Source organism: Acinetobacter sp. 5862, from assembly GCF_024494585.1.
Lineage (GTDB): Bacteria > Pseudomonadota > Gammaproteobacteria > Pseudomonadales > Moraxellaceae > Acinetobacter.
The window spans coordinates 43,519-58,887 of the sequence record NZ_JANHGP010000064.1 but is presented as its reverse complement, the minus strand read 5'-3'; the positions used below and the strand labels follow the sequence as shown (position 1 = coordinate 58,887).

Genomic DNA, 15,369 nt, shown 5'->3' with positions numbered 1-15,369 from the left:
ATTTTGTGTGTAGGCTTCTTCATTTGAAAATTATATCGCTGAAAAAGCCTTTACAGATAGGTTTGTGCAACAAAGCCTCTGATTGGTCATATTCTGTTTATATTAAATTTTTAGGGTATCAAGGGAAAACATGTTGTTTACTTCAACACCTATGACTTTGTAAGCCATAACCTTTGCCTATAGACTTTTGATCTATAGCGTCCTAAGCCGAATCGAGACCTTTTGGGTTTGTACACACTTGCTTTATAAGCATCGGTGCATGCTACTCTTTTCGATCCCCTTACGGAACTTTAATCGTTCCTCAACCCTTGAGACATAGTTTAGGCAGATCAGTGCGGGATTGTTTTCCTAAAAACTGGTATTTTTCGCCACTAATGAAATAATTTTGCATATCTCATCCAAAAATAAGAATTATTTTCCATTTCAATAAAAATTAGCTGATTTAAATTTCAATATATTCCAATTTAGATGTGTATTTTTTCATTTAAAACCTAAATTTATGCCCAGATCACCATAATGGCTGCCACAATTACCAGCCATAAACCTAAATGATCCGTCTTTGCCAACTTTTCTTTAAAGAAAAATACTGAGATCAGTAAGCTAAATAAAATTTCGATCTGACCCAGTGTTTTCACAATCGCCACAGTTTGCATACTCATGGCACTGAACCATCCCAAAGATGCTAAAAAACTGCAAATACTTACACGAAAGGTCAGACCAAGACGTTGCCACATGTTATACAGCGTACTGCGACTAAAGATTCCCAAATACAGCAATAATGCAATGCACTGAAAGCTAATCAAACTGCATAACACCCATCCTGCACGATGCAAAAATGGCAACATGCTCAGCTCTAAACTAGCTTCACGCACCAGAAGTGAAGTAATGGCAAAACATAAACCACTGCCTAAACCAATGATTAAAGTATTGAAGGAAAGTTGCGTACTATGTCGACCTTTACTCAATAAAAAAACTGCGATTGCCCCAATCAATACACCAACCCAGCCCAAAGTGGTCAATCGCTCCTGTAGAAAAACCACTGCAATCAAGGCTGCCAAAATCGCTTCGCTTTTAGCCAACCCGATACCAATCGCATAGTTCTTTTGTTGAAATAGTTTCACCATCAACGCTGTCGCAAAAATTTGGCTGATTCCTGCAATCACTACATAAAGCCAAAATGTATTGGAAAAATGGACTTGAACAGTGACAGGTTGATGCAGATAAAGGAATGCTAAATAACTAAACGCAAAAATCGGAGAAAAAATAAATCGGGCCAATGTCGTACCATAAGCATCGACTGAGGTACTGAGCTGTTTTTGAAATGCGTTGCGCCACGCCTGCATAAACGCAGCCATGATCGTGAATAGAATCCAAGTAAATGCCATAAACGCCAACGCACCATCAAAATGTGTGTGTAATTTACTCGCTTCCTTATGATTTTTCGAGTGTTATTAACACGCTGACGGATTGATCTGATTTTTTCTCTTTTTATGTATCCAACGTGCAACCACAATCACCAGAATAATCACAAATACCGTAATCACAACAGGCATCACAAATGCCAAAATCGACAAGACAATTGAGCCAATCAACTCACCTGTTGCCACTACAAAATTGCCCAGTCCACCAGTGGTTGCTGTTGAAACACCTCGAGCAGCGACCGTGCTCATTTGCACCACACCTGCTGTTCCGCCACCCACGATTAGCGCGGCTGCCCACGTTGCAAATTGTGACATTTCTCCACTACTGACTGCCATCGTACTGAGTGTACCTGCCACTACAGCAGCTGGTGTGGCAATGGTATCCAAAAGATTATCGACCCACGGCACATAGTAAGCTGCGATTTCACAGATCGTTGCAAATCCAAGTGCAGCGCATACAGATGGAATAGCTAACCATTCAAAGCCTTTGGCAGGTTCATACCAACCCAACAAAGTTGCAATGCTCATCACCAATAAAGGAACAAAGACACGGAATCCACAGGCAGCGCTTAATCCTACGCCGATACAAAGTCCTAATATTGTTTCCATCTTGGTTTTCCTTATTTTTGTCAGATATCGCTATCTTGTTATTTCATATTTTACAGTAACAAAAAAGCCCTATCGAGTGACAGGGCTTTCATCAAAACAGTGGGTAACTGTTTGGTGTTTGCGGCTTAGGCATTCTTACTGTTGAATTGATTGCCAAGGCATTTGGTACACGGAGGTAAACGATCAGTACCAATTTCTAAATAGGTGCGATGTCCGCATTGGACACAAAAATAGAAGCCAGTTCCAGGTCTTTCGCCAGCAGTAACCATCTTTGTTCTCCATAGATTTTAGAAATGGTTCATATACTATAGCGTGATAGTTTTGATTATTTATTGACCTTTCCGACAAGTGGTATTGGCAATTTAGTTAATAAATATTTTAAAACAGAGTTAATTGAAATTCTCGCTAAAAAATTTCAACTATTTTAAATATAAAATTAGCAGAAACTTGAATATTTTTTAAAAAGAGTTCTCTCTACTATATTCATAAATCAATCAAAGATTTTCGTCATACTATTTATAGAAATAATTTCTTCTAAATTATATTCGATATTTTCATAAATCTTTTTATAAATTTTAGGTAAATATTGAATAATATCATTCATATCCACTTCCAGTTTATCAAATCCATGATACTTTTCTAAGTATTCAATAGTTAATTGTTTTTCTTCATCCCTCATTTTAACAACAGGATCAAAATCTCGATATAAGTGCTTATCTGTTAAATGTACTAGACCACATCCAAAATTATAAACTACAGCTTCCCATCCTCCTGTTTGAAGCATGTCAATGTCTCTTACTTTCTGCTTTTTCCCATTAGCATTTAAAAATCCCCACTCTCCTATTTGGACATTATTGCTAACTAAATCAAATGCATTCTGACGAAATTGACAACCATTATCCCAATCGATTAAATAGCTAACCCTCTGTAAGGAATCTAATTCTTGCCTAATAATACCAATGCATACTCCATAACATTCATGCTTGTAAAGTAATTCAAAAGACTTCTTATTTTCGGCTGATCTAGCTTGAACTTGAGCTATGAATTTCTCTAGTATATTCATCATGTAACCAACTTGTATTTCTTATATTAAAAACCCCACTTTAAAGTAGGGTATTTTTTTAAACAATATCAATTACTTTTAGCTAAAGTATTAAGCTACTTGACCTTATAAAAAGTCCTGTACAAAACGCTGTAATACACCGCCCGCTTAAAAAGAAACTGCTCTACATCAAAATGATCAAAGTTTAATTGCCGTTTGCCACATAATGTGCATATAAAATATCTGCAAAATCGCTTTCAGTGACTTCACCGATGACTAAATCTCTGACAGCATCAGCTAACAGCTCGTTATCTCGTAGCAGTTCATAATCATTTAAAGATAAATATTCCAAAGCAACTGCTAAACCAGTCCGTTTATTTGCATCAGACAATGCATGAGCATTTGCAATACTTGCAGCATATTTAGCTGCTATTTCAAACACATCATCTAAACCTTCATAAACAATCGCATTATCCACACGCGCTAAAGCACCTTGCAATTTTCCAATATCTGCTGCACCTTTCATACCTTTTTCTGTGGCTAGAATAAAGGCATTGATCTCAATCACACGCTCAAATGGAAAACAAATAATATTCATTACATATCTGCAAGGCGTTTAAATGTCTTACTATGTGTACGCAACGCTAGTTTTGTTTCTGACTTTACGATCTGACGACCAGTTTCACCTGACAAATCTAATTGCTTCGTTGCTTGAATTCTCGGGCGTTCAACTGCAGCAACACCATATTTTTCTACTTTTTTATTCATCAACTAATCCCAATAAAAAAAGCTCTATCCTAAGATAGAGCTTTCCTTCCATTTTTACAACGTCAAAGCATTAACTCACACAACCGAACCTTCTAAAAAGTCTTGTGCAAAACGCTGTAATACCCCACCCGCTTCATACACAGAAACTTCTTCTTCTGTATCTAAACGGCAAGTTACAGGCACTTCAAGAATTTCTTCTTTACCATCAGCAGTTGAACGCTCAATCACTAAAGTTAAAGTCGAACGCGGTGCAATATTACCAATCACACTATATAGCTCCGTCCCATCTAACTTCAACGTTTTACGATCCGTGCCCGCTTTAAACTCAAGCGGTAACACGCCCATACCCACTAAGTTAGTACGGTGAATACGCTCAAAACCTTCAGCCACGATTGCTTCAACACCTGCAAGACGAACACCTTTCGCTGCCCAGTCACGGCTTGAACCTTGACCATAATCCGCACCTGCAACAATGATCAAAGGTTGCTTACGGTTCATGTAAGTTTCAATCGCTTCCCACATACGCATCACTTCGCCTTCAGGCTCTACACGCGCTTTTGAACCTTGTTTAATCGTGCCGTCTGAACGAACCACCATTTCATTAAACAATTTCGGGTTGGCAAATGTTGCACGTTGGGCTGTCAAATGGTCACCACGATGTGTCGCATATGAGTTGAAGTCTTCTTCAGGTACGCCCATTTTGTGTAGGTATTCACCCGCAGCCGAATCCATCATGATCGCATTTGAAGGCGACAAATGGTCAGTCGTGATGTTATCACCCAAAATTGCAAGCGGACGCATGTTGGTCAAAGTACGTGGTGCAGCCAACGCCCCTTCCCAATACGGCGGACGACGGATATAAGTACTCATAGGACGCCAGTCGTAAAGTGGGCTTTCCGCTTGCTCAACTTCACCGAGGTCAAACATAGGAATGTAGACTTTACGGAATTGTTCAGGCTTCACAGCTTCTTTTACCAGTGCATCGATTTCAGCATCAGATGGCCAGATATCTTTCAGGTAAATTGGATTACCGTCTTTGTCTGTACCCAATGCATCTTTTTCGATGTCAAAACGAATTGTCCCTGCAATCGCATACGCTACCACAAGTGGAGGCGATGCCAAGAACGCTTGTTTTGCATAAGGATGGATACGACCATCGAAGTTACGGTTACCTGAAAGTACCGCTGTCGCATACAGGTCGCGGTCAATGATTTCTTGTTGAATCACTGGATCAAGTGCACCTGACATCCCGTTACATGTAGTACATGCATACGCCACGATACCAAAACCAAGTTTCTCTAGGTCTTTGAGCACGCCAGCTTCTTCAAGATACAATGCCGCCGCTTTAGAACCTGGTGCAAATGAAGATTTCACCCAAGGTTTACGCACTAAGCCCAGTTCATTGGCTTTACGCGCCAATAGACCTGCTGCCACGGTATTACGTGGGTTTGAGGTATTGGTACAAGACGTGATCGCAGCAATGATGATCGCGCCATCAGGCATTAAACCATCAGTACGGTTTTCAACAACGCCTGCAATACCTTTTTCTTTCAAGTCAGCAGTCGATACACGTGCATGTGGGTTTGATGGACCTGCAATGTTACGAGTCACGGTTGAAAGATCGAAACGAAGTACACGTGGGTACTGCGCTTTGCTCATATCCGATGCCCAAAGACCGATTTCTTTAGCATATTGCTCAACCAATGCCACTTGCGCATCTTCACGACCCGTCAGGCGTAAATAATCAATGGTGTTCTGGTCGATGTAGAACATCGCCGCTGTTGCACCATATTCAGGTGTCATGTTCGAAATCGTAGCACGGTCGCCTACAGACATGCTGTCAGCGCCTTCACCGAAGAACTCTAAATAAGCACCAACAACACGCTCTTTACGCAAGAACTCAGTTAAAGCGAGTACGATATCCGTTGCAGTAATGCCTGCTTGACGCTGACCGACTAGCTCAACACCGATAATGTCTGGTAGGCGCATCCACGATGCACGACCAAGCATGACATTTTCAGCTTCCAAACCACCCACGCCAATTGAAATTACGCCAAGCGCATCGGTATGTGGTGTGTGAGAATCTGTACCCACACAGGTATCAGGGAAAGCCAAGCCATCACGGTTTTGAATCACTGGAGACATTTTCTCCAAGTTGATCTGATGCATGATGCCGTTGCCCGCAGGGATCACATCAACATTTTTAAAAGCGGTTTTGGTCCACTCAATAAAATGGAAACGGTCTTCATTACGACGATCTTCAATCGCACGGTTTTTCTCAAACGCGTCAGGATCAAAGCCGCCATATTCAACTGCCAAAGAGTGATCCACGATCAACTGCGTTGGAACTACTGGGTTCACTTTAGAAGGATCGCCACCTTTGTCAGCAATCGCATCACGTAAACCAGCAAGGTCGACGAGTGCGGTTTGACCTAAGATGTCATGACATACCACACGTGCAGGATACCAAGGAAAATCCATGTCCTGACGGCGTTCAATCAATTGCTTTAAATAATCAGTTAAGTTTTCTGCATCAGCTTTACGTACAAGCTGCTCTGCCAACACTTTAGATGTGTATGGCAAAGTTTCATATGCGCCTGGCTGAATATCTTCAACGGCTTGACGCACGTCATAGTATTCGAGCTGGGTACCTGCCAGCGGTTTACGGTATTGATTTGTCATTAACCACGCTCCGCCAATGGTTTAAATTCTAAGTTTTCAGGGCCAGTATAGTTCGCGCTTGGACGAATAATCTTGCCGTCTTGACGTTGTTCAATCACATGTGCAGACCAACCCGCTGTACGTGCAATCACGAATAATGGAGTGAACATTGCTGTTGGAACACCCATCAAGTGATAGCTCACCGCGCTGAACCAATCGAGGTTCGGGAACATGTTCTTCACTTCTTTCATCACTGCTTCTAAACGTTCAGCAATGAGGTACATTTTGGTGTTCTCTTGAGCATCTGCAAGATCACGCGCCACTTTCTTGATCACTTCGTTACGTGGATCAGAGATGGTATAAACAGGGTGACCAAAGCCAATGATCACTTCTTTTTTCTCTACACGGCTACGGATGTCTGCTTCTGCTTCATCAGCGTTGTCATAACGTTGTTGAATCACGAATGCAACTTCGTTCGCACCACCATGTTTTGGTCCGCGAAGCGCACCAATACCACCCGTGATTGCTGAGTACATGTCAGAACCTGTACCTGCTACAACGCGTGATGTAAATGTTGATGCGTTGAATTCGTGCTCAGCATACAAAATAAGTGATGTATGCATTGCTTGAATCCACTCTTCAGATGGTGCTTCGCCATGAAGTAAATGGAGGAAATGCGCAGCGATCGAGTCATCATTGGTTTCAACTTCGATACGACGACCGTTGTTGCTGAAGTGGTACCAATACAACAACATTGAACCCAAGCTTGCCATCAATTTATCAGCGATGTCTTTTGCACCTGCTTCATTGTGGTCTTCATGTTCAGGCGTTAAACAACCTAAAACTGATACACCTGTACGCATCACGTCCATTGGGTGTGCAGATGGTGGTAACTGCTCAAGTGCAGTTTTCAATGCGGCTGGTAAGCCACGAAGTGCTTTCAGTTTTGCTTTATAGGCTTTCAACTCAGCTTTGTTTGGCAGTTTGCCATGTACAAGCAAGTGCGCAACTTCTTCAAATTCGCTACCCACTGCAAGGTCAAGAATGTCATAACCACGATAGTGCAAGTCATTACCACTACGACCCACTGTACAAAGTGCTGTGTTACCTGCAACTTGACCACTTAACGCAACTGATTTTTTTGGCTTGAAGCCTGTTGGAGTTTCATTACTGCTCATAAGATTGTCCTTTTTTATATCTTTGGGGTAAAACTTATAAAGTTCTTAATCTCCCTAAATCCCTCTTTCCAAAGAGGGGTTAGGGGAGATTGTTTGACTTATTTATTCTTTGCGAAAGTTCCATCTAGGTATTGTTCAAATGCATGGTAGTTAATGCGTTCATACAATTCTTGACGGGTTTGCATGGTGTCAACAACGTTCTTCTGTGTGCCTTCTTGACGCAAAGTCACATACACATTTTCTGCTGCTTTGTTCATCGCACGGAATGCTGAGAGTGGGTATAACGCAATGCTCACATCCGCAGAAGCCAACTCTTCAGTCGTGAATAATGGTGTAGAACCAAATTCAGTAATGTTTGCTAATACTGGAACTTTAGTCAGGTCAGCAAATTGCTTGTACATCGCCAATTCAGTGATCGCTTCAGGGAACAACATATCCGCACCTGCTTCGATATACGCACCTGCACGATCAATTGCTGCTTGTAAGCCTTCAACTGCAAGTGCATCAGTACGTGCCATGATCACAAAGTTTTCATCAGTACGCGCATCCACTGCCGCTTTGATACGATCAACCATTTCTTGTTGCGTAACAATCGCTTTGTTAGGACGGTGTCCACAACGCTTAGCACCAACTTGGTCTTCGATGTGCATTGCTGCCGCACCGAACTTAATCATTGATTTAGTGGTACGTGCAATGTTGAATGCTGAAGCACCAAAACCTGTATCCACATCAACCAATAATGGGAGATCACAGACATCAGTAATACGGCGTACATCCGTCAATACATCATCAAGGTTACTAATCCCTAAATCAGGTAAACCTAACGAACCTGCGGCAACACCACCACCAGACAAATAAATTGCTTTATAGCCTGCACGTTTTGCTAACAATGCATGATTGGCGTTGATCGCACCAACCACTTGTAATGGTTTTTCATTTGCGACCGCGTCGCGGAATAGCTGACCAGCAGATTTAGCCATGTTGATGTTCTCCTTGGGTTTGCAGCAATGTTTGCTCAACAATTTTGTAAGATGCATTGATGTGACGGTGCATCAGCATTTCGGCAAGTTCACCGTCACCTTCTGCGATCGCATCTAAAATGCGGATATGTTCGTCCCAAGCTTTGCTCGGTCGATTTGGGGTGTTTGAAAATTGAATTCGGTACATACGGATGAGGTGATACAGCTCATCACATAACATTTTTTCTAAGGTTCTATTGCCACTGCTTTTGATAATGCAGTAATGGAAATCGTCTTGACCTTCTTGTAGGTAATAACCCTTACCTGCTTTAAAATTTTCATCTTCAGCATGCATTCGCAACACATCACGCAATGCTAAGATTTGTTTTTTATCAATATGCTGTGCAGCCAACTTACAAGCTAAGCCTTCAAGTGAAGCACGAATTTGGTAAAGTTCTTTAAATTGTTGTAGAGAAAGAGAAACAACTCTCGCACCAACATGGGCGGTACGCTCAACCAATCGCTGGCCTTCTAGACGATGAATCGCCTCACGCAATGGACCACGACTGATCCCATAAATACGTGCCAACTCAGGTTCAGAAATCTTACTGCCCGCAGGAATTTGTCCTAATACAATCGCCGATTGAATTTGCTTAAATACATGTTCCGTCAGGGTAATACTCTGACTTGTGCTGATGGCTTGAGGAACAAGGGTATCTTGCATATTGTCGACAATCTCTACAGTTTTTATGATTTTATAACGAGATAGAAGAAAAAATGCAATAGGATTGTCGACAATAAAATAGAATGATCCAGTCAATACTATTCGATTGCCTCACAATAGAATGTTCTAAAAAAGGTACTAAAATATATAATAATTATATATAAAACATACTCTTACTAAAACTTAAGTACTTTATTTCGATTGATTCAAGGCATTTTTCCCAGTATTTATGTTACGTATGCTACGACCATGGTATGACAGCTTGATTGTAGACAATCCTTATAATCGATCGATTTTATACGAATTTTTGTAAGTAAATACTGCACCAGAAATGTAAATAACAGCGTGCTTCATCATCGCTTTATTGGTACATTATTGGGCATCTGGAGCAGCGCTCCACAAGACACATCCATGCACCTTGTTGAATAAAAGGACATTGTTAATGTTTCAACATATCCCACCTTATGCAGGCGACCCAATTCTCTCTTTAATGGAACAGTTCAACGCTGATCCACGCGCTGAAAAGGTTAATTTAAGTATTGGTTTGTACTACAACGAAGACAGTATCGTTCCACAGCTCGAAACTATTATCGAAGCTCAAAAACGTATTGCACCTAAAAATACTCAAACCAAACTTTATCTACCAATGGAAGGTTTTAAACCTTACCGTGATGCGATTCAAGCGTTATTGTTTGGTGTAAATAGCCCTGCAATTCAACAAGGTCGTGTTGCTACTATCCAAACGCTTGGTGGTTCAGGTGCATTAAAAGTTGGTGCAGATTTCTTAAAAACTTATTTCCCAAATTCAGAAGTGTGGGTAAGCCAACCAACGTGGGATAACCATGTTGCAATTTTCAACGGTGCTGGCATCAAGAGCAACTACTATCCATACTTCGATGCTGAAACACGTGGCGTTGATTTTGATGGCATGTTGTCGACATTAAAAACTTTGCCAGAGCAAAGCATCGTGTTGTTACACCCTTGCTGTCACAACCCAACAGGTGCAGATCTAAATCCAGCACAGTGGGATGAAGTAATTGCGGTATTAAAAGAGCATAACTTGATTCCATTCCTCGACATCGCTTACCAAGGCTTTGGCGATAGCATGGAACAAGATGCTTATGCGATTCGTGCTTTAGACCAAGCTGGTTTAAACTTCATCGTCAGCAACTCGTTCTCTAAAATCTTCTCACTTTATGGTGAGCGTGTTGGTGGTTTAACTTTCGTGTGTGATGATGCTGAAGCAGCAAAATGCACATTCGGTCAGTTAAAAGCAACGGTACGTCGTATCTACTCTAGCCCACCAACAACTGGTGCATGGTTGGTTGATCAAGTGTTAAATGACACTGATCTGAATCAACAATGGCAAGGCGAAGTCAAAGAGATGCGTGAGCGTATTATCAAAATGCGTAGCATCTTAAAAGATGAACTGACTAAAGCACTCCCTGACCGTGACTTTAGCTACCTTGTAAACCAAAAAGGTATGTTCAGCTACACAGGTTTGACAGGCGAGCAAGTCGACACCTTACGTGAAGAATATGCAATTTACCTTGTACGTAGTGGTCGTATCTGTGTTGCTGGTTTAAATATGAATAATATTTATAAAGTTGCCACAGCAATGGCTGAAGTTCTAGCAAAATCAGCTTAAAATCCCCTTGCGGAGCTATAATCACTCCTCATCTCCCTTTTAAAAGGGAGACTTTATGGATCAAAAAAGGTTGTTTCACGTGAAACAACCTTTTTTATTTTTTTATAAAATCAAATCAATCTAACTTAAAAATTGACCACTAAACCCAAGCATAGAGAGACCTCTTCCTCATTAAATGTGTATCTATGAATGTTCAACGCCTCTATCTCTTTGTATACTGCAAAACATTAACAAACTACAAATAGCTCTTCTCAAAATGACTCAACTGACTTGCTTTAAAGCCTACGATATTCGCGGAAAATTAGGCACAGAATTGAATGAAGAAATCGCCTACAAAATTGGTCGTGCCTATGGACAGATCTATCAACCTAAAAAAGTGGTGATTGGTTGTGATATTCGTTTGAGTAGCGAAGGTTTAAAACAAGCAACCATTCGAGGTCTCAATGATGCGGGTGTCAATGTTCTAGATTTAGGCATGACGGGCACTGAAGAAGTCTATTTCGGCGCTTTTCATCTTGATGTTCAAGGTGGCATTGAAGTAACTGCCAGCCACAACCCAATGGATTATAATGGTATGAAATTGGTTCGTGAAAATGCACGTCCAATCAGTGCTGATACAGGTTTAAAAGACATCCAAGCTCTCGCTGAATCAGGTACTTTTAGCGAAGTTGAGCAGAAAGGTTCGACTGAAAACTATAATGTTTTGCCTGAATTTGTCGATCACTTATTAACATATATCGACCCACAAAAAATTAAGCCACTTAAACTTGTGGTCAATGCAGGCAATGGGGCTGCGGGTCATGTGATTGATGCGATTGAACAGAAATTTCAAGAACTGAATATTCCTGTTGAATTTATGAAAATCCATCATGAAGCCGATGGAACTTTTCCTAATGGAATTCCGAATCCGATCTTAATTGAAAACCGAGACAGTACCCGTGAAGCTGTGCTTGCGCACAATGCAAATATGGGCATTGCTTGGGATGGTGACTTTGACCGTTGCTTCCTATTTGATGAGAAAGGTCAATTCATCGAAGGCTACTACATCGTTGGTTTATTAGCACAAGCATTCTTAATCAAACAATCTGGCGAAAAAATTGTGCATGATCCACGCCTAGTTTGGAATACCTTTGATATCGTAGAGCAATACCAAGGTATCGCAGTTCAATCAAAATCTGGACATGCTTTTATTAAAGATGTGATGCGTGAACATAATGCTGTTTACGGTGGGGAAATGAGTGCACATCATTATTTCCGTGACTTTGCTTATTGTGATAGCGGTATGATTCCTTGGTTACTCACCATTGCTCTACTCTCAGAAACAGAACAATCACTCTCGACACTCGTTGAAAATATGATTGCCAAATTCCCTTGTAGCGGCGAAATCAATTTTAAAGTAGCAGACACGCAAGCAACGGTTCAAAAGATTTTTGATCATTATGCCGACCAGAATCCACAGGTTGATCGTACCGATGGTGTCAGCCTTGATTTTGGTGCATGGCGTTTGAATGTCCGCGCATCGAATACCGAGCCTTTACTGCGTTTAAATATTGAAAGTCGTGCTGATCAAAACCCACAGTCAATGCAAAGCTATGTGGATGAGTTGACACATTTAATTCAGGGCTAATCAAAGAACAGGGAGCAATCGCTCCCTGTTCTTACTTGAAATACGAGTTATTTATACCCATTCGGATTTTGCTTCTGCCAGTTCCAGCTATCTGCCAACATATCTTGCAATGTATATTGCGGCTTCCAACCTAACTCTGCTATAGCACGTGTATTATCTGCAAATGAAATGGCCACATCACCTGCACGGCGTGGCGCAAATTCAAAAGCCACTGGCACACCATTGATCTGTTCAAAAGTATCTTTCACCTGTAAAACCGATGAACCATTGCCTGTGCCAATGTTCCATGCACGGCAGCCTTGTGTAGATAAGCGATTATTTAAGGCACATAAATGGGCTTTGGCTAAATCGACTACATGGATATAATCACGAACCCCTGTACCATCGATGGTGTCATAATCATTGCCATAAATGGACAATTTTTCGCGACGACCGACTGCGACTTGAGTGACATAAGGCATTAAGTTATTTGGAATTCCTTGTGGATCTTCACCAATCTGACCGCTTTTATGCGCGCCAACAGGGTTAAAATAACGAAGTAAAGCAATCGACCAACGCGAGTCTGCCTGTGCCAGTTTTTGCAGTATTTGCTCAACAATCAGTTTGGTATACCCATAATTGTTATTTGGCATTCCTGTTGGCATATCTTCATTCAAAGGCGAAAGATTGGCTTCGTCATAAACCGTTGCAGATGAACTGAATACCAAGCTAAATACACCTGCGCGTTCCATCGCCTTGACCAACTGAACACTGCCCGTAATATTATTGTCAAAATAAGCCAATGGAATCTGCTGGCTTTCACCAACCGCTTTCAGACCAGCAAAATGAATGACTGCATCAATCTGATGGTCTTGGAAAACTGAATCTAACTCAGCCTGATTGCGAATATCACCCTGCACAAACACCAAATTTTTATTTGCTAATGCTTGTACTCGACACAAAGACTCTTCAGAGCTGTTTGAGAGGTTATCGAAGACAATCACCTCGTGACCTGCGGTAAGCAACTCTAAACAGGTATGGGAGCCAATATAGCCCGCACCACCCGTCACTAAAACTTTAGCCATCTGTTTTTCCTAATAATATTTTCAATAAACCTTGTGTTGATGCATCAAATTTAGAGAGATCATCCTGTTCACGGTTCAAAATCGGTAATAGCTGATTGGCAATTTCTTTGCCTTTTTCAACGCCCCATTGATCAAAAGGGTTAATATTCCACAACACCGACTGCACAAAAACCTTATGTTCATACATCGCAATCAGCATCCCTAAGCTATAAGGATTCAGCTCTTTGAGTAAAATAGTGGAGCTAGGTTGATTGCCTTCATATTGTTTATAGGTTGGTAAATCTTCTAGCTCATCTGCTGCCAAGGCTTGATTTCCAAAGGCCAACAGGCGCGACTGTGCCAAACAGTTGGACAAAGCCAAATGATGCTGCTCAGCCAAGGCCTCTGCACTTTCAGCATAGGTAAACTGATTGGCATTATAGCGTTTCACAGGGGCAATAAAGTCACAACTGACGGAGTGCGTGCCTTGATGCAGCAATTGATAAAAGGCATGCTGTGCATTGGGCCCAACCTCTCCCCACACAATTGGGCAAGTGGCTGAACTGACCTTTTCTCCATTACGTTGAATCGATTTCCCATTAGATTCCATTTCAAGCTGCTGCAAATAAGCTGCAAAATATTTGAGACGACCATCATACGGTAAAACTGCATGGGTCTGGATATCCAGAAAATTGTTATTCCACGCGCCTAATAGCCCCATCAAAACAGGAATATTCTGCTGAAAGGGTGCGGATTGAAAATGCTGGTCAATCGCATAAGCACCTGCTAACAGTTGCTTAAATCCGTCAACACCAATGGTCAGGGCAATTGGTAAACCAATACATGACCACAAGGAATAACGCCCCCCAACCCAATCCCAGAGCAACAGCTGTTTATCAGCAGCAATGCCCCACTCTGTCATCTTGTCAGGCTTAGTCGAAACCCCGATAAAATGATTTTGCAGAATCTTCTCATTTTGCCCCAATGCCTTTTCTAACCATTGACGTACGGTTTGGGCATTAGAAAGTGTATCAATAGTGCCAAATGACTTTGATGAAATAATAAATAGAGTTGTTTCAGGGCGGAGTTGATGCAGTAACTCAGACAGTTGACTACCATCCATAGTCGAAACAAAATGTACATTCAAAGGTTTTGTAGTTGCGACCTTAAAGTCAGACAGCGCATGGGTCACCATGAGTGGACCAAGATCAGACCCCCCCACACCAATATTGACCACATCTTGAATCACCTCACCCGTCGCACCACGATACTGTCCAGCATGGATTTTATCCACTAAAGCATACATTCGCTCCAACTGTTGCTGTACCAGTTGATTGACTTCGGAAAAATCTGGACTCGATTGTGGTAAACGTAAAGCCCAATGCATCGCTGCACGATGTTCTGTATAGTTAATCTGCTCAGATGAAAACAGTGTTTTGATCCACCGTTTTAAATCTTGTGCCTGCGCTAAATACACTAAGCTATTTAAAATCGTTTGATCAATACGATGCTTACTAAAGTCCAAAACAATTTGGTCATACTCAACCGAAAAACGTTTAAAGCGTGCAGAATCTGCTGCAAATAATGTATTTAGATGAACCTCTTTAAATTGCTGTTGTAAAGATATCAGGTGCTCCACGACGGAAGCCTGCTCTTTTACAGCAAAAGGCTGAATCTGCTCGATCATCT

At 41.4% G+C, this 15,369-nt stretch carries 14 protein-coding genes; 2 read left to right on the top strand and 12 right to left on the bottom strand.

The features are described 5' to 3' along the window. Positions 1-497 precede the first annotated feature (497 nt). The 10 genes from NO346_RS12885 to NO346_RS12840 all read right to left on the bottom strand — a co-directional run bounded on the left by NO346_RS12885 (position 498) and on the right by NO346_RS12840 (position 9,362). Positions 498-1,385 carry a DMT family transporter gene (locus tag NO346_RS12885; protein ID WP_256415419.1) on the bottom strand — a complete coding sequence of 296 codons (888 nt, stop codon included), beginning with the start codon at positions 1,383-1,385 and terminating at the stop codon, positions 498-500. Between the two features lie 66 nt (positions 1,386-1,451). Next, positions 1,452-2,030 (bottom strand): DUF4126 domain-containing protein, encoded by a 579-nt coding sequence (locus NO346_RS12880; protein WP_256415418.1) that lies wholly within the window; start codon positions 2,028-2,030, stop codon positions 1,452-1,454. A gap of 125 nt (positions 2,031-2,155) precedes the next feature. After that, positions 2,156-2,299, bottom strand: coding sequence for a hypothetical protein (locus NO346_RS12875; protein ID WP_004665293.1), 144 nt, complete (start codon positions 2,297-2,299; stop codon positions 2,156-2,158). A gap of 221 nt (positions 2,300-2,520) precedes the next feature. Next, positions 2,521-3,096 (bottom strand): hypothetical protein, encoded by a 576-nt coding sequence (locus tag NO346_RS12870; RefSeq protein ID WP_256415417.1) that lies wholly within the window; start codon positions 3,094-3,096, stop codon positions 2,521-2,523. Between the two features lie 181 nt (positions 3,097-3,277). Further along, positions 3,278-3,670, bottom strand: a complete 393-nt coding sequence (locus NO346_RS12865; protein ID WP_019385310.1) for a type II toxin-antitoxin system death-on-curing family toxin — start codon at positions 3,668-3,670, stop codon at positions 3,278-3,280. Further along, positions 3,670-3,840 (bottom strand): hypothetical protein, encoded by a 171-nt coding sequence (locus NO346_RS12860; RefSeq protein WP_019385311.1) that lies wholly within the window; start codon positions 3,838-3,840, stop codon positions 3,670-3,672. Before NO346_RS12860 ends, NO346_RS12865 begins: the two co-directional genes overlap by 1 nt. Before the next feature lie 75 nt (positions 3,841-3,915). Beyond that, positions 3,916-6,522 carry a Fe/S-dependent 2-methylisocitrate dehydratase AcnD gene (gene acnD, locus NO346_RS12855; protein WP_256415416.1) on the bottom strand — a complete coding sequence of 869 codons (2,607 nt, stop codon included), beginning with the start codon at positions 6,520-6,522 and terminating at the stop codon, positions 3,916-3,918. Continuing rightward, complete coding sequence (prpC, locus tag NO346_RS12850; protein WP_004907222.1) at positions 6,522-7,679, bottom strand: 2-methylcitrate synthase; 1,158 nt, start codon at positions 7,677-7,679, stop codon at positions 6,522-6,524. The genes acnD and prpC overlap by 1 nt, the downstream gene beginning before the upstream one ends. 98 nt (positions 7,680-7,777) lie before the next feature. After that, positions 7,778-8,659, bottom strand: coding sequence for a methylisocitrate lyase (prpB, locus tag NO346_RS12845; RefSeq protein ID WP_004907224.1), 882 nt, complete (start codon positions 8,657-8,659; stop codon positions 7,778-7,780). Then, positions 8,652-9,362 (bottom strand): GntR family transcriptional regulator, encoded by a 711-nt coding sequence (locus NO346_RS12840; RefSeq protein ID WP_129261122.1) that lies wholly within the window; start codon positions 9,360-9,362, stop codon positions 8,652-8,654. Before NO346_RS12840 ends, prpB begins: the two co-directional genes overlap by 8 nt. Positions 9,363-9,804: 442 nt before the next feature. Between NO346_RS12840 and NO346_RS12835 the strand changes: the two genes are divergently transcribed. Then, on the top strand, positions 9,805-11,010 hold the full coding sequence (locus NO346_RS12835) for an amino acid aminotransferase (protein WP_256415415.1): 1,206 nt from the start codon (positions 9,805-9,807) through the stop codon (positions 11,008-11,010). 256 nt (positions 11,011-11,266) lie between these two features. Beyond that, positions 11,267-12,637: a phosphomannomutase CpsG gene (locus tag NO346_RS12830; RefSeq protein ID WP_256415414.1), complete on the top strand. Its 1,371-nt coding sequence runs from the start codon at positions 11,267-11,269 to the stop codon at positions 12,635-12,637. A gap of 47 nt (positions 12,638-12,684) precedes the next feature. Here NO346_RS12830 and galE read toward each other — a convergent pair whose 3' ends face one another. Both galE and pgi read right to left on the bottom strand, forming a co-directional pair. After that, positions 12,685-13,701, bottom strand: coding sequence for a UDP-glucose 4-epimerase GalE (gene galE, locus NO346_RS12825; protein WP_256415413.1), 1,017 nt, complete (start codon positions 13,699-13,701; stop codon positions 12,685-12,687). Then, positions 13,694-15,367 (bottom strand): glucose-6-phosphate isomerase, encoded by a 1,674-nt coding sequence (pgi, locus tag NO346_RS12820; RefSeq protein ID WP_256415412.1) that lies wholly within the window; start codon positions 15,365-15,367, stop codon positions 13,694-13,696. The genes galE and pgi overlap by 8 nt, the downstream gene beginning before the upstream one ends. Positions 15,368-15,369 lie beyond the last annotated feature (2 nt).